The organism is Enterobacter sp. 148H3 (assembly GCF_034107425.1).
GTDB lineage: Bacteria > Pseudomonadota > Gammaproteobacteria > Enterobacterales > Enterobacteriaceae > Enterobacter > Enterobacter vonholyi.
This window is the reverse complement of sequence record NZ_JAWNEI010000002.1, coordinates 435,478-459,053: the sequence shown is the minus strand read 5'-3', so window position 1 is coordinate 459,053 and position 23,576 is coordinate 435,478. Positions and strand designations below refer to the sequence as shown.

17 protein-coding genes, 1 other RNA gene and 1 pseudogene are annotated in these 23,576 nt (G+C 57.5%); 13 read left to right on the top strand and 6 right to left on the bottom strand.

The window, feature by feature from the left end; genetic code table 11:
- Nucleotides 1-84: 84 nt before the first annotated feature.
- Nucleotides 85-876: an inner membrane protein YpjD gene (locus tag USH94_RS04410; protein ID WP_032623031.1), complete on the top strand. Its 792-nt coding sequence runs from the start codon at nt 85-87 to the stop codon at nt 874-876.
- Nucleotides 877-894: 18 nt separating this feature from the next.
- Nucleotides 895-2,181: an HlyC/CorC family transporter gene (locus USH94_RS04405; protein WP_039263458.1), complete on the top strand. Its 1,287-nt coding sequence runs from the start codon at nt 895-897 to the stop codon at nt 2,179-2,181.
- A gap of 52 nt (nt 2,182-2,233) precedes the next feature.
- Here USH94_RS04405 and grpE read toward each other — a convergent pair whose 3' ends face one another.
- The gene (gene grpE, locus USH94_RS04400; protein ID WP_136195203.1) at nt 2,234-2,827 is read right to left on the bottom strand and encodes a nucleotide exchange factor GrpE; all 594 of its coding nucleotides are present in this window, start codon (nt 2,825-2,827) and stop codon (nt 2,234-2,236) included.
- A gap of 122 nt (nt 2,828-2,949) precedes the next feature.
- Between grpE and nadK the strand changes: the two genes are divergently transcribed.
- The 3 genes from nadK (at nt 2,950) to bamE (ending at nt 6,052) form a co-directional block, all read left to right on the top strand.
- The gene (gene nadK / locus USH94_RS04395) at nt 2,950-3,828 is read left to right on the top strand and encodes an NAD(+) kinase (RefSeq protein ID WP_008502500.1); all 879 of its coding nucleotides are present in this window, start codon (nt 2,950-2,952) and stop codon (nt 3,826-3,828) included.
- 85 nt (nt 3,829-3,913) lie between these two features.
- The gene (gene recN, locus USH94_RS04390; protein WP_023616819.1) at nt 3,914-5,575 is read left to right on the top strand and encodes a DNA repair protein RecN; all 1,662 of its coding nucleotides are present in this window, start codon (nt 3,914-3,916) and stop codon (nt 5,573-5,575) included.
- A gap of 138 nt (nt 5,576-5,713) precedes the next feature.
- Entirely contained in the window at nt 5,714-6,052 is a 339-nt protein-coding gene (gene bamE, locus USH94_RS04385) for an outer membrane protein assembly factor BamE (RefSeq protein WP_008502502.1), read from the top strand.
- 98 nt (nt 6,053-6,150) lie between these two features.
- Here bamE and USH94_RS04380 read toward each other — a convergent pair whose 3' ends face one another.
- Entirely contained in the window at nt 6,151-6,438 is a 288-nt protein-coding gene (locus USH94_RS04380) for an RnfH family protein (RefSeq protein WP_023325903.1), read from the bottom strand.
- Nucleotides 6,428-6,865 (bottom strand): type II toxin-antitoxin system RatA family toxin, encoded by a 438-nt coding sequence (locus USH94_RS04375; protein WP_014832955.1) that lies wholly within the window; start codon nt 6,863-6,865, stop codon nt 6,428-6,430. Before USH94_RS04375 ends, USH94_RS04380 begins: the two co-directional genes overlap by 11 nt.
- 156 nt (nt 6,866-7,021) lie before the next feature.
- Between USH94_RS04375 and smpB the strand changes: the two genes are divergently transcribed.
- The 7 genes and pseudogenes from smpB to USH94_RS04340 all read left to right on the top strand — a co-directional run bounded on the left by smpB (nt 7,022) and on the right by USH94_RS04340 (nt 10,895).
- A complete protein-coding gene (gene smpB / locus USH94_RS04370; protein WP_008502505.1) occupies nt 7,022-7,504 on the top strand; it encodes an SsrA-binding protein SmpB in 483 nt (160 codons plus the stop codon).
- A gap of 89 nt (nt 7,505-7,593) precedes the next feature.
- Nucleotides 7,594-7,957, top strand: a transfer-messenger RNA (tmRNA) gene (gene ssrA, locus USH94_RS04365).
- A gap of 218 nt (nt 7,958-8,175) precedes the next feature.
- Nucleotides 8,176-8,458 (top strand): annotated as a pseudogene (locus USH94_RS04360) (integrase arm-type DNA-binding domain-containing protein); the annotation flags it as partial.
- Nucleotides 8,459-8,638: 180 nt separating this feature from the next.
- Nucleotides 8,639-8,905 carry a hypothetical protein gene (locus USH94_RS04355; protein WP_181574030.1) on the top strand — a complete coding sequence of 89 codons (267 nt, stop codon included), beginning with the start codon at nt 8,639-8,641 and terminating at the stop codon, nt 8,903-8,905.
- A gap of 2 nt (nt 8,906-8,907) precedes the next feature.
- A complete protein-coding gene (locus tag USH94_RS04350; protein ID WP_111964887.1) occupies nt 8,908-9,375 on the top strand; it encodes a hypothetical protein in 468 nt (155 codons plus the stop codon).
- A 497-nt stretch (nt 9,376-9,872) separates the two neighbouring features.
- Nucleotides 9,873-10,229: a hypothetical protein gene (locus tag USH94_RS04345; protein WP_111964886.1), complete on the top strand. Its 357-nt coding sequence runs from the start codon at nt 9,873-9,875 to the stop codon at nt 10,227-10,229.
- Nucleotides 10,230-10,334: 105 nt separating this feature from the next.
- A complete protein-coding gene (locus USH94_RS04340) occupies nt 10,335-10,895 on the top strand; it encodes a YceI family protein (protein WP_111964885.1) in 561 nt (186 codons plus the stop codon).
- Here the strand turns inward: USH94_RS04340 and USH94_RS04335 are convergent.
- The 3 genes from USH94_RS04335 to USH94_RS04325 are packed head-to-tail and all read right to left on the bottom strand — an operon-like array spanning nt 10,887 to nt 12,740.
- Complete coding sequence (locus USH94_RS04335; protein ID WP_111964884.1) at nt 10,887-11,678, bottom strand: anti-sigma factor family protein; 792 nt, start codon at nt 11,676-11,678, stop codon at nt 10,887-10,889. The two genes, USH94_RS04340 and USH94_RS04335, sit on opposite strands and share 9 nt — an antisense overlap.
- Entirely contained in the window at nt 11,675-12,205 is a 531-nt protein-coding gene (locus USH94_RS04330) for an RNA polymerase sigma factor (protein ID WP_111964883.1), read from the bottom strand. Before USH94_RS04330 ends, USH94_RS04335 begins: the two co-directional genes overlap by 4 nt.
- A 7-nt stretch (nt 12,206-12,212) precedes the next feature.
- On the bottom strand, nt 12,213-12,740 hold the full coding sequence (locus tag USH94_RS04325) for a tetratricopeptide repeat protein (protein WP_023294382.1): 528 nt from the start codon (nt 12,738-12,740) through the stop codon (nt 12,213-12,215).
- A 760-nt stretch (nt 12,741-13,500) separates the two neighbouring features.
- On the opposite strand from USH94_RS04325, the gene USH94_RS04320 reads away from it, so the two are divergent.
- Nucleotides 13,501-23,568 (top strand): BapA/Bap/LapF family large adhesin, encoded by a 10,068-nt coding sequence (locus USH94_RS04320; protein WP_111965878.1) that lies wholly within the window; start codon nt 13,501-13,503, stop codon nt 23,566-23,568.
- Nucleotides 23,569-23,576: the final 8 nt, after the last annotated feature.

Below are 23,576 nucleotides of genomic sequence, written 5' to 3'. Positions count from 1 at the left end.
TTTGTTGTTATGCAACGGTTGGAGCAGGCGTCACGTAACGTTATACTGCTTCTCTTTCTTATTAAGACAACTGTCGATGCCTATATGCCTGTTTTCGCACTGATCGCCCTTGTTGCCTACTCTGTCAGCCTAGCGCTGATTATTCCCGGACTGCTGCAAAAAAACAGCGGCTGGCGGCGCATGGCTATTCTTTCGGCGGTGATCGCACTGATTAGCCACGCCTTTGCGCTGGAATCACGCATCATCCCCGGTGACGGCAGCGTGCAAAACCTGAGCGTCCTCAACGTCGGCTCGCTGGTCAGCCTGATGATCTGTACGGTAATGACCATCGTCGCGTCTAAAAATCGCGGCTGGCTGCTGCTGCCAATTGTCTACACCTTCGCGCTGATCAATCTGGCCCTCGCCACCTTTATGCCTAATGAGTTCATTACGCATCTGGAGGCGACGCCGGGGATGCTGGTGCATATCGGCCTGTCGCTCTTTGCCTACGCGACGCTGATTATCGCCGCGCTTTACGCCATGCAGCTCGCCTGGATTGACTACCAGCTGAAAAACAAAAAGCTGGCCTTTAACCATGAAATGCCGCCGCTGATGGTCATTGAGCGTAAGATGTTCCACATCACCCAGGTGGGGGTGGTGCTGCTGACGCTCACGCTCTGCACGGGGCTGTTTTACATGAAGAACCTGTTCAGCGTGGAGAATATCGATAAAGCGGTGCTCTCCATCATCGCGTGGTTTGTCTATATTGTCCTGTTATGGGGCCATTATCATGAAGGCTGGCGCGGTCGTCGCGTGGTCTGGTTCAACGTCGCGGGTGCGGGCATTCTCACCCTTGCCTATTTTGGCAGCCGCTTCATACAGCAATTTGCTGGCTAAGAAACAAAGGAGTTCCCCCTGGAACACATCTCTACCACCACGCTGATCGTTATCCTGATCGTCATGGTGGTCATCTCCGCCTATTTCTCGGGCTCGGAAACCGGCATGATGACCTTAAACCGCTACCGGTTACGTCATCGTGCTAAACAGGGTAACCGTGCCGCACGTCGCGTTGAAAAGCTGCTCCGCAAGCCGGATCGCCTTATAAGCCTGGTGCTCATCGGCAACAACCTCGTCAACATTCTGGCCTCTGCCCTCGGCACCATCGTCGGGATGCGCCTCTACGGCAATGCCGGGGTGGCGATTGCCACCGGCGTGCTGACGTTCGTGGTGCTGGTGTTTGCCGAAGTGCTGCCGAAAACCATCGCCGCGCTTTACCCTGAGAAAGTCGCCTACCCGAGCAGCTTCCTGCTGGCGCCGCTGCTGATCCTGATGATGCCGCTGGTCTGGCTGCTGAACATGGTGACGCGCGTCCTGATGCGGATGGTGGGAATTAAAGCCGATGTCACCATCAGCAGCGCACTCAGCAAAGAGGAGCTGCGCACCATTGTGAATGAATCCCGCTCGCAGATCTCCCGACGCAATCAGGACATGCTCCTGTCGGTGCTGGATCTGGAAAAGGTGAGCGTGAACGACATCATGGTGCCGCGTAACGAAATCGTCGGTATCGACATTAATGACGACTGGAAAGCCATCGTTCGCCAGCTGACGCACTCCCCGCACGGGCGCATTGTGCTCTATCGTGATTCACTGGATGACGCCATCAGCATGCTCCGCGTGCGCGAAGCCTACCGTCTGATGACCGAGAAAAAAGAGTTCACCAAAGAGGTGATGCTGCGCGCCGCCGACGAAATTTACTACGTGCCGGAAGGAACGCCGCTCAGCACGCAGCTGGTAAAATTCCAGCGAAACAAGAAGAAGGTCGGCCTAGTGGTCAACGAGTACGGCGATATCCAGGGGCTGGTGACGGTCGAAGATATTCTGGAAGAGATTGTCGGGGACTTTACTACCTCAATGTCGCCTTCCCTCGCGGAAGAGGTCACCCCGCAAAACGATGGCTCGGTGCTGATTGACGGCAGCGCAAACATTCGTGAACTCAACAAAGCCTTTAACTGGCATTTACCGGAAGATGAGGCTCGCACCATTAACGGGATGATTCTGGAAGCGCTGGAAGAGATCCCGGCAGCGGGCACGCGGGTGCGCATTGAGCAGTATGATATTGATATCCTGGACGTGCAGGACAATATGATTAAGCAGGTGAAAGTCCTGCCCGTAAAACCCCTGCGCGAAAGTATCGCGGAGTAAGGTTGTAGGCCGGGTAAGGCGAACGCCGCTACCCGGCACTACGGATAGCGAATTACGCTTTCGCTTTCGCCACGGTCACCATCGCCGCGCGAATGGTACGGCCGTTCAGGGTGTAACCTTTCTGCATTACGCCCAGCACTTTACCGGCTTCAATCTCTTCAGATTCAACCATCGCAATCGCCTGGTGAACGTTTGGATCCAGCGGAACGTCTGTATCGGCAATCACTTCCACGCCAAACTTACGCACCACGTCGAGCATGGATTTCAGCGTCAGTTCGATGCCTTCGATCATCGCCGCGTTGTCCGGATTCGCTTTGTCAGCCACTTCCAGTGCGCGATCGAGGCTATCGATCACCGGCAGCAGTTCGTTGACGAATTTCTCCAGCGCGAACTTGTGCGCCTTCTCAACGTCCTGCTCGGTACGACGACGCAGGTTTTCCATTTCCGCCTTGATGCGCAGAACACTCTCGCGTTCGCGATTCTGTGCTTCTACCAGTTGGGCTTCCAGATTCGCAATTTTTTCATCGCGCGGGTCCACCTGCTCAGCAGATGCGTCTGGCTCTACAGCCTCAACTTCATCGTGCTGTTCCGTGATAATTTCTTCAGGGGCTTGCCCCTCAGGCGTTTTCTGTTCTTTACTACTCATGAATTTCTCCGCGTTTTTCTGCATTCATCTCGCTAACTTCGCTTATTATGGGGATCAGTTTCCGGGATTCAAGGGAACAAGACAGATTGTCATCATTCATCAGGCACAAGGACCTCCAGAAAATGAATAATCATTTCAGGTGTATTGGGATCGTCGGGCATCCGCGTCACCCTACCGCACTAACGACACATGAAATGTTGTATCGCTGGTTGTGTAGCAAAGGCTATGAAGTGATGGTCGAGCAGCAGATTGCTCAGGAGCTGCAGCTGAAGAGCGTCAAAACCGGCACGCTGGCGGAAATTGGCCAACAGGCCGATCTCGCCGTGGTGGTGGGCGGCGACGGCAACATGCTAGGCGCGGCACGCACGCTGGCGCGTTATGACATCAAGGTCATAGGCATCAACCGTGGCAATCTCGGTTTTTTAACCGATCTCGACCCGGACAATGCCCAGCAGCAGCTGGCCGACGTGCTGGAAGGCCACTATATCAGTGAAAAACGCTTTTTACTGGAGGCGCAGGTGTGCCAGCAGGACTGTCAGAAGCGCATCAGCACCGCGATTAACGAGGTGGTTCTTCATCCCGGAAAAGTGGCGCACATGATCGAGTTTGAAGTCTATATCGACGAGATCTTTGCCTTCTCCCAGCGTTCTGACGGGCTGATTATCTCCACCCCGACCGGCTCAACCGCCTACTCGCTGTCTGCCGGCGGCCCGATCCTGACCCCCTCTCTGGACGCCATTACCCTGGTGCCGATGTTCCCGCACACGCTCTCCGCCCGCCCGCTGGTCATCAACGGCGACAGCACGATCCGTCTGCGCTTCTCGCACCGCCGTAACGACCTGGAGATCAGCTGCGACAGCCAGATAGCGCTGCCAATTCAGGAAGGTGAAGATGTGCTTATTCGCAGGTGTGATTACCACCTGAACTTGATTCATCCGAAAGATTACAGCTATTTCAACACATTAAGCTCAAAGCTAGGCTGGTCAAAAAAATTGTTCTGATTTTGCACCCAGGACTTTACTGTATATAAAACCAGTTTATACTGTATGAAAACACAGTTATGGTTTTTCATACAGGAAAACAATTATGCTGGCACAACTGACCATCAGCAACTTTGCCATTGTTCGTGAGCTTGAGATCGATTTCCACAGCGGCATGACGGCGATCACCGGGGAAACCGGTGCAGGTAAATCCATTGCCATTGATGCCCTCGGCTTGTGCCTTGGCGGCCGCGCCGAGGGCGACATGGTGCGCATGGGCGCAAACCGTGCCGACCTGTGTGCCCGCTTCTCCCTGAAAGACACCCCTGCCGCCCAGCGCTGGCTGGAACAGAACCAGCTTGAAGATGGACGTGAGTGTTTACTTCGCCGCGTGATCAGCAGCGACGGTCGCTCCCGCGGCTTTATCAACGGCACGGCGGTCCCGCTCTCCCAGCTTCGTGAACTCGGCCAGCTGCTTATTCAGATCCACGGTCAGCACGCGCATCAGCAACTCGTCAAACCCGAACAGCAGAAAGCGCTGCTGGATGGCTATGCGGGTGAGTACGCGCTTACTCAGCTTATGGCCGAGCACTATCGCCAGTGGCATCAGAGCTGCCGCGAGCTCGCTCAGCACCAGCAGCAAAGCCAGGAGCGTGCCGCCCGCGCGGAGCTGCTGGAATACCAGCTCAAAGAGCTGAATGAATTTAACCCGCAGGCGGGTGAGTTTGAGCAAATCGACGAAGAGTACAAGCGCCTGGCGAACAGCGGGCATCTGCTCTCAACCAGTCAGAATGCGCTCAACCTGCTGGCGGATGGCGAAGACGTGAACCTGCAGAGCCAGCTGTATAACGTCCGCCAGCTGCTTACCGAACTGGTCGGCATGGACAGCAAACTTTCTGGCGTCCTGGACATGCTGGAAGAGGCGGCCATTCAGATCTCTGAAGCCGGTGACGAACTGCGTCACTACTGTGAGCGTCTGGATCTCGACCCGAACCGTCTGTTTGAGCTGGAACAGCGTATCTCCCGTCAGATCTCGCTGGCGCGCAAGCACCACGTTACGCCGGAAGAACTGCCGGGTTACTATCAGTCTCTGCTGGAAGAACAGCAGCAGCTTGACGATCAGGCAGACTCGCTGGAAACCCTCTCCCTGGCGGTGAGCCTGCACCATGAACAGGCGCTGGCCACAGCGCAAAAGCTGCATGAAATCCGTCAGCACTATGCTCAGGAGTTAAGCCAGCATATTACCGATAGCATGCACACGCTGGCGATGCCGCACGGCGTCTTCACCATTGACGTTCGCTTTGAAGAGAATCACCTGACGGCGGAAGGTGCGGATCGCATCGAATTCCGCGTCACCACCAACCCGGGGCAGCCGTTGCAGGCGATTTCCAAAGTGGCCTCTGGCGGTGAACTGTCGCGTATTGCGCTGGCGATTCAGGTGATCACCGCGCGTAAAATGGACACCCCGGCGCTGATTTTCGATGAAGTGGATGTCGGCATCAGCGGCCCGACGGCGGCGGTGGTGGGTAAACTGCTGCGCCAGCTCGGCGAATCAACGCAGGTGATGTGTGTCACCCACCTGCCGCAGGTCGCGGGCTGTGGCCATCATCACTTTATCGTCAGCAAAGAAACCGACGGTGAAATGACCGAAACGCACATGAAGCCGCTGGATAAACGTGCGCGTCTGCAGGAGCTGGCACGCCTGCTCGGCGGCAGCGAAGTCACGCGTAATACGCTCGCGAACGCGAAAGAACTGCTGGCGGCATAAACTTTTTCGGGATCTCAGGGTCATACAGAACAACAAAAACGCCGCCAGACCGGTTTCAAAGTGGGGCAAGGTCTATTATCATCGGCATATTACATATGAGCCGCGTTCTGCTCGGGCCCGAAAAGGAATCAAATCACTATGCGTTGTAAAATGCTGACCGCTGCCGCAGCGGTTCTTCTGATGTTGACCGCAGGCTGTTCCACTCTGGAGAAAGTGGTTTACCGTCCTGACATCAACCAGGGGAACTACCTTACCCCTAACGATGTGTCCAAAATCCGCGTGGGGATGACACAACAGCAGGTCGCTTATGCACTGGGAACCCCGATGATGTCCGATCCGTTCGGCACTAACACCTGGTTCTATGTATTCCGTCAGAAGCCGGGCCACGAAGATGCGACCCAGCAGACCCTGACGCTGACCTTCAGCAGCGCCGGTGTGTTGACCAACATCGACAACAAGCCTGCCCTGACCAAATAATCCGGTGTCAGAAATGCAAAAAGGTGCTCATTGAGCACCTTTTTTGTTTTGTGTTGATCCCCTCGCCGCTTTGGGGAGAGGGTAAGGGGAAGAAAGCGCTACTTACTGGCCTTCTCCGCGCGCTGACGACGCAGCTCTTTCGGGTCGGCAATCAGCGGACGATAAATCTCCACCCGGTCGCCCTCTTTCAGCACATCGCCCAGCTTCACCGGACGGCTATAAATCCCGACCTTGTTCTTCGCCAGGTCGATATCGCTGCGAAGCTCAAGTATGCCGGAAGCGCGGATCGCCTCTTCTACGGTTGCACCCTCTTCCAGCGTCACTCGCTGCAGATACTGCTTTTCCGGCAACGCGTACACCACTTCTACAGCAATCTTATGCGACACTGTAAACCTCTTTGGCGCGGGTGGTGAACGCCTGAACCATATTCGATGCCAGCTCTTTAAAGATGCGGCCAAACGCCAGCTCAATCAGCTTATTGGTGAACTCGAAGTCCAGATGGAACTCAATGCGGCAGGCGTCAGCGCTCAGCGGCGTAAACTTCCAGCCCCCCATCAGGGTCTTAAACGGACCATCCACCAGATGCATCAAAATACTCTGATTGCTGGTCAGCGTATTGCGGGTGGTGAACGTCTTGCTGATCCCCGCTTTAGAGACATCCACCGCCGCGGTCATCTGCGTCGGCCCGGACTCCAGAACGCGGCTCCCGGTGCATCCCGGAATAAATTCTGGATAAGACTGAACATCGTTCACTAACTGATACATTTGTTCCGCGCTGTAAGGCACAAGCGCAGTACGGCTAATCTGAGGCATAGCATTTCCCATGGTCACACAACGGACAAATAATAACATTTATCACCTGTTAAAAAAACGCTAAGCCTCATCTCGTGCTAAGATAGCGCGTTAGACCTCACAGGACGCAATGAGGTGACTTTTTGAAATCAGATTACCGACGGCTTTACGACACTTATGACGAAGAAAAAAGCACATAAACCAGGCTCGGCGACCATTGCGCTCAACAAGCGTGCTCGCCACGAGTATTTCATTGAAGAAGAATTCGAAGCTGGCCTTGCGTTGCAGGGCTGGGAAGTAAAATCGCTGCGCGCCGGGAAAGCCAACATCGGCGATAGCTACGTGATCCTGAAAGATGGCGAAGCCTTCCTGTTCGGCGCAAACTTTACGCCGCTGACCGTCGCCTCCTCACACTACGTGTGTGACCCAACGCGCACGCGTAAATTGCTGCTGAACAAGCGTGAACTGGAATCCCTCTACGGACGCATCAACCGTGAAGGTTTCACCGTGGTCGCCCTGTCTCTGTACTGGAAAAACGCCTGGTGCAAAGTGAAAGTTGGCGTCGCGAAGGGTAAAAAACAGCACGATAAACGCACTGACCTGAAAGAGCGCGAATGGCAGTTGGACAAAGCGCGCATTATGAAAAACGCAGGACGTTGATTCTGCGCACTTATTGTACTATTCAATAAGTTAGCGTTCCGGGCTGGTATCCAGGAAGTGAAATCTGGTATACTTAGTTCAACACTATTGGGGCTGATTCTGGATTCGACGGGATTTGCGAAACCCAAGGTGCATGCCGAGGGGCGGTTTGCCTCGTTAAAAGCCGCAAAAAAATAGTCGCAAACGACGAAAACTACGCTTTAGCAGCTTAATAACCTGCTCTGAGCCCTCTCTCCCTAGCTTCCGCTCTTAAGACGGGGATCAAAGAGAGGTCAAACCCAAAAGAGATCGCGTGGAAGCCCTGCCTGGGGTTGAAGCGTTAAAACTAATCAGGCTAGTTCGTTAGTGGCGTGTCTGTCCGCAGCTGGCGTGCGAATGTAAAGACAAACTAAGCATGTAGTACCGAGGATGTAGAAATTTCGGACGCGGGTTCAACTCCCGCCAGCTCCACCAAAATTCTCCATCGGCGATCACCAGAGTCGACTGATGAAGTCCTGAAAGCCCGCACGGCGCAAGCCCTGCGGGCTTTTTTGTGTCTGCTACTGTCCGAGAGCATCCGGCTAAACCCGGTGATTATTGGTATCCGTTTATGTATACGGCAGAATGTTTACCTAAAAGCGTATACCAATTCATGAAGGAACGGCCACGATGGCACGGAACCCACTGAAATTATGCACTCTAAAGCGTTAGAGAAGGATCTAACGCTGCATGATGGCGACGTGCTTTTCCTGATAGTGAAAACAGTGGCAAAAAGCGCTGGCACTTTCGCTTTCAACGTCCGGCAACAAAACAGAGGGCAATCATAGGACTTGGTGCTTTTCCTACCCTTTCGCTTGCGGATGCCCTAGGGTTAAGAGCGGATTACCTTGCCCTATTAGCCACGGGGTTGACCCGCAAATTCAGGCCGAAGTTGCAGAGAAACAGCAGCAAATCGCTCTCGCAGTACTCCACTCGGACGGGCAATGGCCGAACGAATAAAAAGCGAGGGTAAGACGCTTAATGAGTTGGTAGCAAAAAAAGCGAAAACTTTTTTCGGCCCACAGGCAAATTTTAACAACCTTTCGGAAGTACAAAAAAAATCAGATCTATGCAGGTATCGTTGAATCCGCAGGCAAGTCAAACCCACTAGTAAACATGAAAATGATGCAGCTCTCGCGCGTTGCAAGGGGGTTAATTGTTCTTTCGATTGCGATTTCTGTTTACGAAATTTATGCCGCTGATGATAAGGTTTCTGAATCAGGCAGACAGATAGCGATTAATGGTGCAGGTATTGCCGGTGCTGCCGCAGGTGGTGCAATGGCGGGATTAATGTGTGGGCCAGGCGCACCTGTTTGCGTGCTCATCGGTGGCTTCGTCGGCGGCGCGCTTGCCGCATGGGAAATGGGACGTTTGTGGAATTGATTATGCAGCAGGTTAATTCAATAGCATTGGTTAAGGTTCACGAAGCTTCCGATGTATCCCAGGCTCAATCTGACGTTGTGCTCAATGGTAAAAGCACCGGCATTATTGTACCGGGGCAAGTTCTTGAAGCAGCGGTCCAGGTTAATGAGCAGCGTTACATCCTGTTTCTGACGGATGACATTATTTTTGAAGAATCCCTGACAATTGTCCTTATTGACGTTCATGACGGGCTTAAAGAAATTGTTCATTTGGGCAATGAGTATTCGACAGGAAATTTTGCGGATCTCCAGGTCACTGACGATAGCGTGGATTTCAGGTTTATTGGGGATTATATCTGGACACTGAAAGTATCAGATTCACCTCGCCTGCGGCTTCCTTTTGTTTCCGATCCAAAAGGTGTTAAACGGGAGTATGGTCTGAAAAAGTACATAACGATTTCTGCCGCACCGGCGTCGGAAAACGTAAGCTGAAGTCATTATTTAACCGAATGAAAAGGCTTTCTGCTGAGCGAGATAAAAGTTCTTGAGAATTATGCAGACCCAGATAGCCCACCAGAATCCCCCTCGGTAATAACCCTATTTAACTGATGAAATCCAGAAAGCCCACACGGTACAACCCCTGCGGGCTTTACAGTACCATCACCTCATCGTTCCCCCATCCCTTTGACAAACATCAACACCCTCTACCCCCTCCTGTGCAAAATTACCCACACCACCCAGCGCTACGGAATAGCCGCTCACCCCGGAAGGAGCCCCACCATGTACAGACCCATAACCGTCATAATATTCATTCTCCTGACCCTCGCCGCCCTCGCGGAAATAGCCGTTTTATCCTTTGGATAATCCTCAGGCGAAATACCCCTCATCGGGGCATGTTGATCTCATTACAGTTTTTTCCTAAAGCCATCCCGTTTCGCCTGTGCCATGCTGAATCACGCTCATAACCGATAACGTTAAATGAGGATATTATGAAAAAAACAATTATCGCATTATCTGCCGTTCTGCTGGCTTCCCCAGTATTTGCTGCGACCACACATGCAACTGACGATACCGTCGCGGCGGCGAACGCAAACGCCAACGAGGCGAAGCAAAAACTGCACGAAGAGCAGAACAAAGGTGAAGAGCTGAAGCTGAAACAGAAGCATGCTGCGGAAGGTAAAAGCGAAAGCTTTGGCAGCAAGGTCAGCGAAGATTCCCAGAAAGCCTGGCATAAAACCAAAGAAGGCACCGAGAAAGGGTGGGATGCCACCAAAGAAGGCGCTGAGAAAGGCTGGAACAATACCAAAGAAGGTGCCAGCGAGTTGGAAAAGAAAGTCACTGAGTAAATATTTATGCTCGCAAAAAGGTCGCGCTTGCGGCCTTTTTTATTTCTTCGAATATAATTAGCACCTCAGGCGTTTACGCAGTGCGCATTTATCGGAGAAACCACTATGTATCGCCTTTTGGCCTTTCTGGCCGTTCTGCTGTTATGCCCTTCTCTGCATGCTGCCCCGAAAAGCTACATTATCGACACCGATAACACCGCCATTCGGCTGTCGTGGCATGCCTTCGGCGGCATCCTTTCCTGGGCGACGTTCAGCGGCGTGACGGGAGCCGTAACGCTCGACCCGGAAAACGACGTCGACGATCATATTCACGTCACCATTCCCGTAGCGACTCTCGTAGCCTCAAACAAGCTGCTCACCTGGCAGCTCAAAAGCGACATGTTTTTTGAATCCGAGCGTTACCCGACAATCGAGTTCATCAGCTCTCGCGTGGTCGCCCAGGGCGACGGGCGGTTCAGGGTGTTCGGCACGCTGACCGTGCGAAACATTGCCCGTCCGGTGATCCTGGAGGCCATCGTGAAAAACCCGCATGCGCAGGCCCTCACGCTGGATGCCACCACGGCGATCTCGCGCGCGTCCTACGGAATGGATAAGTTTGCCCTGGTCGTGGACGATCGAATTGCCATTACCATTGCGATTCAGACGAATAAAGTGCCGTCATCCTGAGATCAGGCGCTGTAGCTGCTCCGCGTTTCCCCGCAGATGAGACGGCGGGTTGCGGCCAATCAGGACAAACTGGTAGCCCGCATCCTGCCACCACGCCAGGTTCATGCTGTGCCGCTTCTCCTGGCGGAGAGAGGCCGTCGCCTTTTCATCAACAGGAGAGATACAAAGCGCCATCGGGCCGTAGTCGGCGTTGATCCAGGCAATCTGCGCGATCGAGGTGGTTTCATAGCGCAGCATGCGCACCATTTTAAGCTCTGCCCCCTGAAGGGTAAGCTGCGACATGTTCAGCTTCAGGCCGATGTCCTGCGCAGCCCGTTCCAGCCCGCTCTGCAGGACCGGCGTCGCGCTGTCCATATCCAGCAGCGTCTCGACGCTGTACAGGGACATATATTGCGCTTCGAGGTCGCGGATATGGGCATTCTCATCCGCAGGCGCAGCTGCGGGACGCAGCAGGTAGCCCAGCCCGGAGCCAACCATCAAAAAGCTGACCGATGCGGCAATCAGCGCCCGCCTGCTGACGCCGACCGGCGAGGAGGATTGTGGATCGGGAAGAGCTGCCAGACGCGCCTGCATTGTCTCAAGAGGCGCGTCATCCAGCAGGGAGGCAAACGCCCCGGCGTAATCCTGGCTGCTTTTCATCAGTTCGTCGGTTCGCCCGGCGAGGCGTTCGTCATTTTTCAGTTGTTCTTCAAACTGCTGCGCGTCGGCGCGGCACATCTCGCCATCTATCCAGGCCACGATAGCGTCGTCGTTATAGGGCGGTACAAAACGGTGCGCGTTCAAGAGCGTTTCTCCTTTACCGGAGGCAGTGCGTCAGCGGATCTGGCAAGCCGAGCCCGCGCCGTTGCCAGCCGGCTCATCACGGTTCCGATCGGCACCGCCAGAGTGTCTGCCGCCTCCTGGTAGGTAAAGCCTTCGACATAAACCAAAAATACCGCGTTGCGCTGGGCTTCAGGCAGCGCGTTAACGCGCTGCATTACCTGAAGGTAATGCAGGCGCGTCTCATTCTGTTCGTGGGTGTCCGGCGCCAGCAGCTCGTCGCTGGGAACAAATCCCTGCCCCTGTCGAACGTGTCGTGCCCGAAGCTCAGAGATCCAGATGGAGTGCAGGATCGCGAACAGCCACCTGTCGATGCGCGTGCCAGGCGTATACTGGCTGCTTCTTTCAAGCGCACGCACGCAGGTGGACTGAACCAGCTCTTCGGCGATATCCCTGTTTCGCGACAGCACCAGCCCATACCGCCAGAGACGCGGCAGGTGTGCGGCTAACTGTTGACGAACCTCACGGGTAGCGATGTGTTTTCCCTCCACGAGAAAATCAGGATTCCGGATGTCCGTTGATAGCGGCCTGCAGGTCGCGATACTCCTCACAGGACTGGCCACAAATACCGGCAATCACCTTCAGCTGTTCTTTCGCGAGGTCCGGGCGTCCTTTTACCATCCACGCTTCACCGAGATATTCCCGGGCTTTGGCATAATCCGGGGCGATAGCCAGCGCGCGCTGGTAGTAACCAATCCCTTCGTCCGTGCGGCCCAGTTTGCGCGTGGCGAACCCGCGGTAGTTCCACGCTTCAGCCGTATTGCCATTTTTCAGCGAATCAAGCAGGTTCAGCGCCGCCTGGTATTCTCCTTTCTTCGCAAGATGGTACGCATAGTTGGTTTTGTCCTGATCGCTGAGGCTGCTGCTCTTGTCCGGCACGCATTTCTGTGTGGCGCTGTCATATACCTGTCCGGAAGGACAATCGGGCGTTTTGCTCTCGGTACTATTATTGCCCATGGCCAGCGCCAGTGGGGACAGCAGGGAAAAAATCAGCACCGGGATCAAACGAAACGAGGTCGTGTTCATACAAAGCTCCAGGGTAAGAAGGAAGTGACGTCAGTTAACGCCCGACTGACGATTTTTATTCATTCTCCCCGTATTTTTTTGTTGTCGCAAAATCATGCCGACATCGTAGCCGCAATGGAAATAAATCAGGTTATTTTACCCTTTCCTTAACGCTATTCATTTCGCGTGATAGCAGAACTTCAACCCCTCACAAGAATATATTTCATTGTACGAGTGATATAATATATTTTATATCAAAAATGTTACCCTAACTTAAATGCATATTAAGCACGCTTAAAAAACAACGTTGATCATTATATTGAAAATGTCCCCTACCAATTATCATACTGCGTTAATGATATTTATAATCAGCATCAAAAGGAAAAAACAAAAGCATATAAAACAATATGTTATGCAATTTAAATTATTAACACCCCCCATGTATTAATGCCCTCTTCATTGTTTTGGCACTTATTTACGAAAGCTTAAGTTGCACAACTATCGTTTTCTGTCTATATCATTTTTATATTCCGAAAAATAATTCCTCTATTAAATACAGGGTTTTATAAGACGCAAAACACCCATAAAAACTGTTCTCTTTTATAAGTCATTAGATTCGCTCTGATGTTGCCACTCTGAATTCTGGCGGGCATCGTGCGCGCAAAAAACGACGGTGAGTGCTGCGTTATAACAGCGACTGCGCCGGGGGCGCCCTTTACCTTCTGCAGAGATGGCTCGTCTTGCTCGCCGTTCATGACACATCTGCTGGAGTAATACCTAAATGAGCCAAATCTCTGTTATTTCGAAACTTACTGGCGTGGAAACGACCACGGAAGGCACACAGGTTACGCTGAGCCATTCCTCTGTCGTCGAGCTCCATGTCGAGCGAGCGAGCGTCTCCCACTTCGCGCGAAATGGTAACGATCTGCTGGTTACGCTCCACTCCGGCGAGGTGATCACCCTTAAAAATTTCTACGTCGCGGACGCGCAGGGCGTGAGCCAGCTGGTGCTGCAGGACAGCCAGGGCGCTTTATGGTGGATTGAAGATCCAACCGGAGCCGCCACGTACGAATCTATCGCGTCCACGGACGTGCTGCTTGCGGCATCAGGAAGTGATGCCGGTGGCGCCGCCATCTGGCCGTGGGCTCTGGGCGGTATTGCCGCGGCGGGCGGCATCGCGGCGGCGGCAAGCACCGGCGGCGGTGGTGGTGATAATGGCAGCAGTAACAATTCGGCCGATCCGGATACGACAGCGCCGAACGCGCCTTCGGGCCTTAAGTTTTCTTCAGATGGCAAAACGGTCACCGGTACCGCAGAACCCGGCAGTACCATCACGCTGAAAGACGCGAACGGTAACGTCATTGGCACAGGAAAAACGGGCAGCGATGGCAATTTTACCGTCTCTCTCGACACGCCGTTGACCAACGGCGAGCAGGTGACCGCCACCGCGACGGATAACGCCGGGAATACCAGCCCGGGCACGAATCTTACCGCCCCGGACACCACTGCACCCGATGCGCCAGCCATCACCAGCGTAACTGACGATACGGCTCCACAGACGGGGGCAGTCAGCAACGGTGGCAGCACCAACGATCAGCGCCCGCAGCTTACCGGCACCGGTGAAGCGGGCTCGACCGTGACGATTTATGACGGCGGGATCGCCATTGGTACGGCGGTCGTCGCCAGCAACGGCACCTGGACCTTTACTCCTTCAGTTGATCTGGGCGAAAGCACTCACCAGATTACCGTGCGGGCAACCGACGCTGCCGGCAACACCGGGCCTGCCTCGCCGGTGTTTACCCTGACGGTGGATCTTACTCCACCGGACGCCCCGACCGCGATTGTGCTGACCGACGATACGGGCGTTATCAAGGGAACCATCACGTCGGGCGCGCCTACCGATGCTTCACTGCCGATCCTGGCGGGAACGGGCGAGCCCGGCGGAACCATCACTATTTACGATAACGGCGTAGTGGTTGGCACAACGACGGTGCTGCCCAACGGCACCTGGAGCGTAACGCCGAACGGTCCGCTTCCGGACGGGACGCACTCCATAACCGCCACTGAAACCGATGCCGCCGGAAATCTGAGCGCGACCTCAGAGCCTGTCATCTTCACCGTGGACACCACGCCGCCGTTAGCCCCTGGAAACCTCGTGGTTTCAAATGATGGCGGCACCATCAGCGGTACCGCAGAGCCGGGCAGCACGGTGACCATCCGTGAAGGCGGCGCACTCGTTGGCACTCCAGTTGTTGCCGATAGTCAGGGTAACTTCAGCCTGACGCTGACCCCGCCGAAGCTCAACGGCGAAATCCTGACCGCTGACGCCACCGACACGGCAGGCAACACGAGTCCTACCACCTCCGCGGCGGCACCGGATATTACTCCACCGCAGACGCCAGTTATCGTGTCGGTGGTTGATGACGTACAGGCCTCCACCGGCCCCGTGGGCCCGAACGGGATCACCAACGACCGGGCGCCGACCGTGAACGGGACGGGCGAAGCGGGCTCGACCATCACGATTTATAACGGCAGCGATGTCCTCGGTACGGTGGTTGTTCCCTCTTCCGGCCTGTGGAGCTTTACGCCGCCCGCACCGCTAACCGATGGCACGTACGTGCTGACGGCGAAGGCGACGGACCCCGCCGGTAACCCGAGCGGGTTATCAGACTCCTGGACAATTGACGTCGACGGGACGGCACCTGGCGCCCCGGTGATTTCACAAGTCGTGGACGATGTCCCCGGGCGCACCGGCGCGATTGACCTGAATGGGACCACTAACGACACCACCCCGACGCTCAGCGGTACCGCCGAAGCAAACGCGACTGTCACCGTACGCGTGGACGGTGTTGCTGTTGGTACGACCGTCGCCAATGGCCTTGGCGTATGGATCTTCACCCCTTCCACCCCGATCGGTGAAGGCCCCCATGATCTTACCGCCGTCTCGACCGATGCGGCAGGCAACACCAGCGGCGTCTCCAACACCTGGACTCTGACGGTTGACAGCGTGGCGCCTGCTGCCCCGATCATCACCCAGGTGGTGGATGATGTGCCGGAACGCCTCGGCGCGCTCAACCCTAACGACAGCACTAACGACACCACGCCGACGCTCAACGGCACGGCTGAACCCGGCTCAACCGTCACCATCCGCCTCGATGGCACCGATCTTGTCACGGTTCCGGTCGACAACAATGGCGCGTGGACCTATACCCTCACGACGCCTCTTATCAGCGGGCCTCATACCTTTACCGTTGTCGCCACCGATACGGCGGGTAACACCAGCCAGCCGTCAGGCGGCTTCACCCTGACCGTCGATACCACGCCACCAGTGGCGGCAACCATCGCCACTGTGACCGATGACGTCGGCGGCGTTCAGGGTCCGCTCAGCAGCGGCGATACCACGGATGACACCAAACCGCTGCTGCAGGGCACCGCTCCGGCCGATGCGGCGATCACCGTTTATGACGGCACCACCCTGCTCGGCACCGCCACCCTCGACGGCAACGGCGGCTGGAGCTTTACGCCCGTAACCCCACTCACCGACGGCCCGCATTCGCTGACGGTTCACGCCACCGATGCCGCGGGCAATACCACCATCTCCAGCCCGTTTGTGTTGACGGTAGATACCGTCGCGCCTGTCACGCCGGACGTGCCGGCCATCACCGTCAATCCTGACGGAACAGAAACAACGCTGAACCCGGGCGAAACCACCCGCGACACCACGCCAACCCTGAGCGGTACCGGCACGGCGGGCGATACCGTGACGATCTACAACAACGGCGTCAAAATCGGCGATGCTGTCGTGGACAATACCGGCAGCTGGTCGTGGACACCATCAACCCCGCTGCCCGGCGGTACCTATGACATCACCCTGACCGTCACCAACGTGGACGGCACGGGCAACGAAAGCGCCCCGTCGCAGCCGGTTACCATCACCATTGATACCGAGGCGCCGGCTACGCCTGCGGCACCGACCGTCACCGACAGCGTCACCCAGATCACCGGCCCCGTACCCGATGGCGGAACCACCAACGATCCGCGCCCGGTCCTGAGCGGCACCGGGACGCCGAACGATATCATCAACATCACTGACACCGTCAACGGCATATCGACCGTCGTGGGCACCGTCACGGTAGACAGCAGCGGCAACTGGAGCTGGCGTCCTGGCAGCGACATTGCCGAGGGCAGCCACGCCTTTACCGCCACCGCCACCGATGAAGCGGGCAACGTTTCTGACGCTTCTCCTGCGATTACGATCGTCGTGGATACCCTGGCACCGGCTACGCCAGCGATCAGCGCCGTGGGCGGTGAACCGAACGGAGGCTACATTACGGATACCACGCCGACAGTGGGAGGAACCGGCGTTAACGGTGAGACGGTGATCGTCTACAACAACGGCGTCGAGCTGGGTCGTGTCGTGGTGGCTAATGGAGAATGGAGCCTGACGCTCCCCACGCAAACGGACGGCCCGCTCAACATTACCGTAGCGGGCGTGGACGCAGCGGGTAACCTCAGCGCGCCCAGCCAGGTCTTTACCGTCACGCTGGATACCGTTGCGCCTGAGATCCCCGTCATTAGTGCCGTAGCCGACAGCCAGCTTTCCAATAACGTGCTCTACACGAAGGACGGCACGCCAACTCTTACCGGGACCGGTGAACCCGGCACCACCGTTATCGTTTCCGTAGACGGCACACCGTCTACAGTGCTTGTGACGGTCCAGCCGGGTGGCAGCTGGAGCTGGACCGCCGACACGACGCTGCCAGATGGTCCTCATACGTTCACCGTCTCTTCCAGCGATCCAGCGGGTAATTCCTCCGGCGATTCAGTACCGCTGAGCGTGACGGTGGATACTGCCGCGCCTGCCGACCCGGTCAACATGGCTCTGGCTCAGGAAGGAACGCCGCTGACCGGTACAGGTGAAATAGGAAGTACTATTACCGTGAAAGATAGCGGTGGCACGGTCATTGGTACCGGCGTTGTCGGCAGCGACGGCAGCTTCTCGATTGCGCTGAGTCCGGCGCAGCTGGATCCGACCACGCTGACCGTGAACGCTACGGACGCCGCAGGGAATGCCAGCGCGGGCGTGCCTTTTGTCGTCACCGACTCGTCGCTTGAGCTGCCGCAGGTGCCCGTCATCACGGCGATCGTCGATGATGCGGATCCGGTAACTGGCGATGTGAAAGGCAAAACGACCAACGACACCACGCCAACGCTTACCGGCACGGCCGAAGCGGGCAGCCTGATTACCATCTATCAGGACGGTAGCGCGACGCCATTGACGACGGTGACCGCCGACGGCAGCGGCAACTGGAGCTATACGCCGGCGGCGCTTGGCGAGGGGCTGCACACCTTTGAAGTGACTGCGACCCTCAACGGCCAGACCAGCGGCCGCTCTCCGGCGGCCAGCGTCACCGTCGACCTCACCGCACCGGGCACGCCAACTATCGGCGCGGTGATTGACGACGTCGGTCCGGGCACCGGCCCGCTGACCAGCGGCCAGACCACCAACGACAACCAGCCGACCCTCACCGGCACCGGCGCGGTGGGCGATACCATCTCCATCTACAACAACGGGACGCTGCTGGGCAGCGTGCTGGTAGGCAACACCGGCACCTGGAGCTACACCACGCCCGCCCTGGCAGAGGGCAACCATGTCCTGACCATCCGCGAGACCGATCCTGCGGGGAATCAGAGCGGCCCTTCGGCGGGCTTCACCGTCGTGGTGGACTCCGTTTCCGCCACGCCGGTCATCACCAACGTCACGGATAATGTCGGCACCGCCGCCACCACGGTGGTCAGCGGCAGCGAAACGAACGACGCCACGCCAACCCTTTCGGGGACAGCGGACGCAAACAGCGTGGTGACCATTTTCGACGGCGGCACCCAGATTGCCGTGGTAACGGCTGACGGCACCGGCGCATGGACGTTTACCCCTGACACCGCGCTCGGCGAAGGCTCGCACAGCTTCACCGTCCGGGCGACCGACCCGCTGGGCAACGTCAGCGCGGTCTCTGCTCCCTGGAGCGTGGTGGTTGACCTGACCGCTCCGACGGTTCCGACGCTGGATAATGTGAACGACGACGTCCCTGGCGGCGTCCAGGGTAACCTCACCAGCGGCCAGGTAACCAACGACAGCACCCCAACCATCAGCGGCACCGGGCTGGCGGGCAGCACTATCCACATCATGAATAACGGCACGCAGATTGGTACAACGACCGTTGACGGAAGCGGGAACTGGTCCTTTACGCCGACCGCGCCGCTGAGCGACGGCAGCTACTCCCTGCGCGCGTATGCAACGGATACCGCAGGCAACGCCTCGGCGAACTCATCGGTCTTCGCTTTTACCATTGATACCGCAGCCCCCGGCGTACCGCTGGTGACCAGCGTGATTGACGATGTCGGTCCGGTCACCGGGACGCTCACGTCGGGTAACAGCACCAACGACGCGCGTCCAACCTTCAACGGCACGGGCGAAGTGGGTTCTACCGTGCACGTGATCGTTGATGGCAACGAAATTGGCACAGCGGTGGTCAATGCCCAGGGCAGCTGGACCTTTACCCCGGGTACCGATCTGGGCGAAGGGCCACACGCCATCACCTTCAACGCCACCGATGCGGCGGGCAATACCGGCGGCACAACGACGCCGTTTACCCTGACGGTGGATACGGGCGTGCCGTCGGCGCCGATCATTTCAACCGCGGGTGACAACGTGGGCAGCATTCAAACCCCGCTCTCTTCGGGGCAGAGCACCGACGACACCACGCCAACGCTGAACGGCACCGCGACCGCCAACGCCACGGTCACCGTTTATGAGAACGGGCAGCCGGTCGGCACCGTTCAGGCGGACGGTACCGGAGCATGGAGCTTTACGCCATCAGCGCCGCTGGCCAACGGCAGCCATACCTGGACCGCCACGGTCACCGATGCAGCGGGCAACGTCAGCCCGACCTCGCCGGGCTTTACCCTGATTGTTGATACCGCGGCACCAAACGCGCCGGTTATCAGCCAGGCGATAGACGACGTGGGCAGCATCACCGGCCCGCTAACGTCCGGGCAAACAACCGACGATACCGTTCCGCGCCTTGTCGGGACCAGCGAACCGTTTGCCACCGTGAAAATCTATGAGGGAACTACGCTTGTCGGAACAGGCACTGCGGATAGCAACGGGAGCTGGAGTATCTTGCTCAACACCACGCTGACAGCGGGCGCGCACAGCTTCACCGCGCAGGCAACGGATGCGGCGGGCAATACCAGCCTGTCGTCCACCAGCTTCAGCCTCACCGTTGACACCACGCCGCCTGCGCTGCCGGTGCTGACCAGCATTCTGGATGACGTGGGCAATGCGGCGACGCCGGTTGCAAACGGCGGGTTCACCAACGACGCGCAGCCAACCCTCAGCGGCACGGCGGAAGCCGGGTCGACGGTGAAAATCTTTGATAACGGCGTACAGATCGGCAGCGTGACGGCGACCGGCGGCGCGTGGAGCTTTACGCCATCTCCGGCGCTGAGCAACGGCGCGCACACGTTGACCTTTACCGCCACCGATGCGGTGGGCAACGCCAGCGCACCTACCGCCGGGTATGTGATTAACGTCGATACCCTCGCGCCGGGCGCGCCGGTCATCAGTTCGGTGATTGATGATGTCGGCAGCGTTATCGGTCCGGTGACCGGTACGAATCCGACCAACGATACGCGCCCAACGCTAAGCGGGACAGCCGAAGCGAATGCCACGGTCAGGATCTACGATGGTATTACGCTGGTCGGCACGGTGACCGCCGATGGCAACGGCAACTGGACCCTGCCGCAAACCACCACGCTGACGCAGGGCACGCATAACTTCACCGCCACGGCCACCGATGCGGCAGGCAACACCAGCGCGGCGTCAGGCGTGACGACGATTATCGTCGATACGACCGCCCCAACGGCGCCGACCGGGACCCTCAACGCCGACGGTAGCGTCCTGACCGGGAGCGCGGAGGCGGGAAGTACCGTCACAATCCGCCTTGCGGACGGCTCGACGGTGACCGCGATTGCGGGCAACAACGGCACCTACAGTTACACCTTCATTAACAAACAGATCGAAGGCCAGACGCTGCAGATCACCGCTACCGACGCCGCGGGCAACACCTCCCTGCCGGGCTCCGTCCTTGCGCCGGTGTTGCCGCTCTCCGCCAGCAATAACGTTGAAGAGCTGAACCTCAGCACCACGGCGACCGTGACCAACAGCCAGTACAGCGACTACGGCTTCCTGCTGGTCGGCGCCGTGGGCAACGTCCTGACGCTGCTGGGCAATGACACGGCGCAGGTGAACTTCACGGTGGGCAACGGCGGCAGCGCGGATATCGTGGTGAATGCTAACGCTACGGGGGCGGTGCTCTCTCTGCTCAACACTCTTGAGCTGGTAGTTCAGCACTACGTCAACGGCGTCTGGACTACCGTGGTGGATACCGGCCAACCGCAGTTTGCCGATCTCCTGACCCTCGGCGCTACCGGCGTCTCGCTGAACCTGACCGGGCTGGCCGACGGTAACTACCGCGTGCTTAGCTATAACACCAACCTGCTGGCAACCGGCTCCTACACCAGCCTCGACGTGGCGGTGAAAGAGACCGGTCCGGGTACGGTTACCGGCGATACCAGTCTCAACGGCAACGTGATCCTTGATACGGATCCGACCGCCGGCAGCGACAACGCGCCGGCCGGAACCACTATCTCCACGGTGACTAACGCGCAGGGCGTTACCACCAGCGTGAACGCCGACGGCACGGTGATCCAGGGCAAATACGGTACGCTGACCATCAACCGCGACGGCAGCTATACCTATAACCTGACCGACACCAGCGCCGCGGTCGTTGGCCGGACGGAGAGCTTCACCTACACCATCACCCATAACGGCGTCAGCGCGTCGGCGAACCTGGTGCTGTCTCTGGGTGCCGGTACGGTAATCAACGGCATTGTGGCAGTGGACGACACGGCCTCGCTGACCTTTGACACCACCGTGAGTGAGGTGAATAACGGCGCCTCGTCTCAGAACGGTTTTACCCTGGTGGGCATTAATCTCGGCAGCACGCTGGGGCTTAACCTGCTGGACGACATGACCAACCCGATCATCTACAACGTGGAGGAAGGGACGACCCGCACCATGACCATCCAGGCCTCCGTGGGCGGCGTGGCGCTGGCGTCGGTGTTCGACCTGTACGTCTATAAGTTCAACAATGCGACCCAGACCTTCGAGCAGGTTCGCGTCGAGTCGGGCTGGCTGCGCGCTCCGCTGCTGGGGGGTACGTCACCGCAGCTGACGCTGAACCTGCCTGCCGGGGAGTATCTGTTCCTGCTGAATACCGCATCCGGGATCGCCGTACTGACGGCCTACACGCTGAACGTCCTGCAGGACCATGTCTACAGCGTGGCGAGCATCAGCGAAACCACCACGGGCGACGTGCTGGCGAATGATCCGGTTCCAGCGGGCACGCTGGTTACCGAAGTGAACGGCGTGGCGGTCAACAGCAGTGGAACCACCACCATTCAGGGAGAATATGGCACGCTGACCATCAATTCGTCCGGTCAGTACACCTACACCCTGAGAAGCGGCGTGGGGGCGGACCATATCAGCACGCCGGATACCTTCGTCTACACCGTTACCGCGCCTGACGGCTCGAAGGATACGGCATCGCTCAACATCACCCCAACCGCGCAGGCGATGAATGCGGTGAACGATGTCAGCGCCACGATGGACCTTACCTCGGTACATCACACGTCGGTCTATTCGGATACGACCGTGGGCACCGCCAGCTGGACGACGGCCCTACTCTCGTCAACCCAGGGCAGCGGCAGCGGAACCTTCGTGGTCGACGCGAATACCGCGCTGCACAACGCATCGCTGCATTTTAACGTGGCATCGCTGCTGTCGCTGACCGGGTTGACGGTGAACTGGTCCATCAGCGACGGCTCTGGCGTGATCCGCAGCGGCTCCTTCAGCGGGGCCTCGCTGCTGGGCGGCAGTATCGACGTCGCGCTGACCGGGCTGGATCTCAACGCCGGGACCTATACGCTGAACTTTACCGGTAGCGTCCCGGGGCTGAGCGTCGGAAACATCACCATTACCCCAAGCGTGAACGGCACCACCTACTCGCTGAGTAATTTCGACGTCACCGGCAGCCACACCGTCAACGGCAATATCTTTGACGGCACCGACTCCGGCGGCGTGCTGGATCAGCTCCACTCGGTGGATACCCGTCTGAGCGTGACCGGCTACAACGGCGTGACCACCACGCTGGATCCGTATACCGGCAGCGCAACGGTGAATATTGTCGGCCACTACGGCACGCTGGCGATCGGCGCTGACGGCCATTACACCTATACCCTCAACAGCGGGGTATCGCTCTCAACCATGACCTCGAAGGAGACCTTCAACTACACCCTGACCGACTCTGCAGGAAGAACGGACAGCGCCACGCTGACCATCAATATGGCGCCGCAGTTCATCAGCTCTGAGCATAACGACGCCATCACCGGTACGGCCTACGGCGATACGCTGATTTACCAGGTGCTGAACAGCACTGTGGGCAACGGTACGGGGGGTAACACCAGCAGTGCCGCGGGCGATCACTGGACCGGCTTCTCGCTGGCGCAGGGCGACAAGATCGACATCGGCGATCTGCTGGTGGGCTGGAACGGTAGCGCCGCGACGCTCGGGAATTATCTCCATGTCACTAATAGTAATGGCAATACCGTGATCTCCATCGACCGTGATGGTGCAGGGGGCACCTACACTAATACCACGCTCGTTACGCTTGATGGCGTTCAGACCACCTACGACGAGCTTGTTAACCAGCAACACATCATTACCTGATACCACCT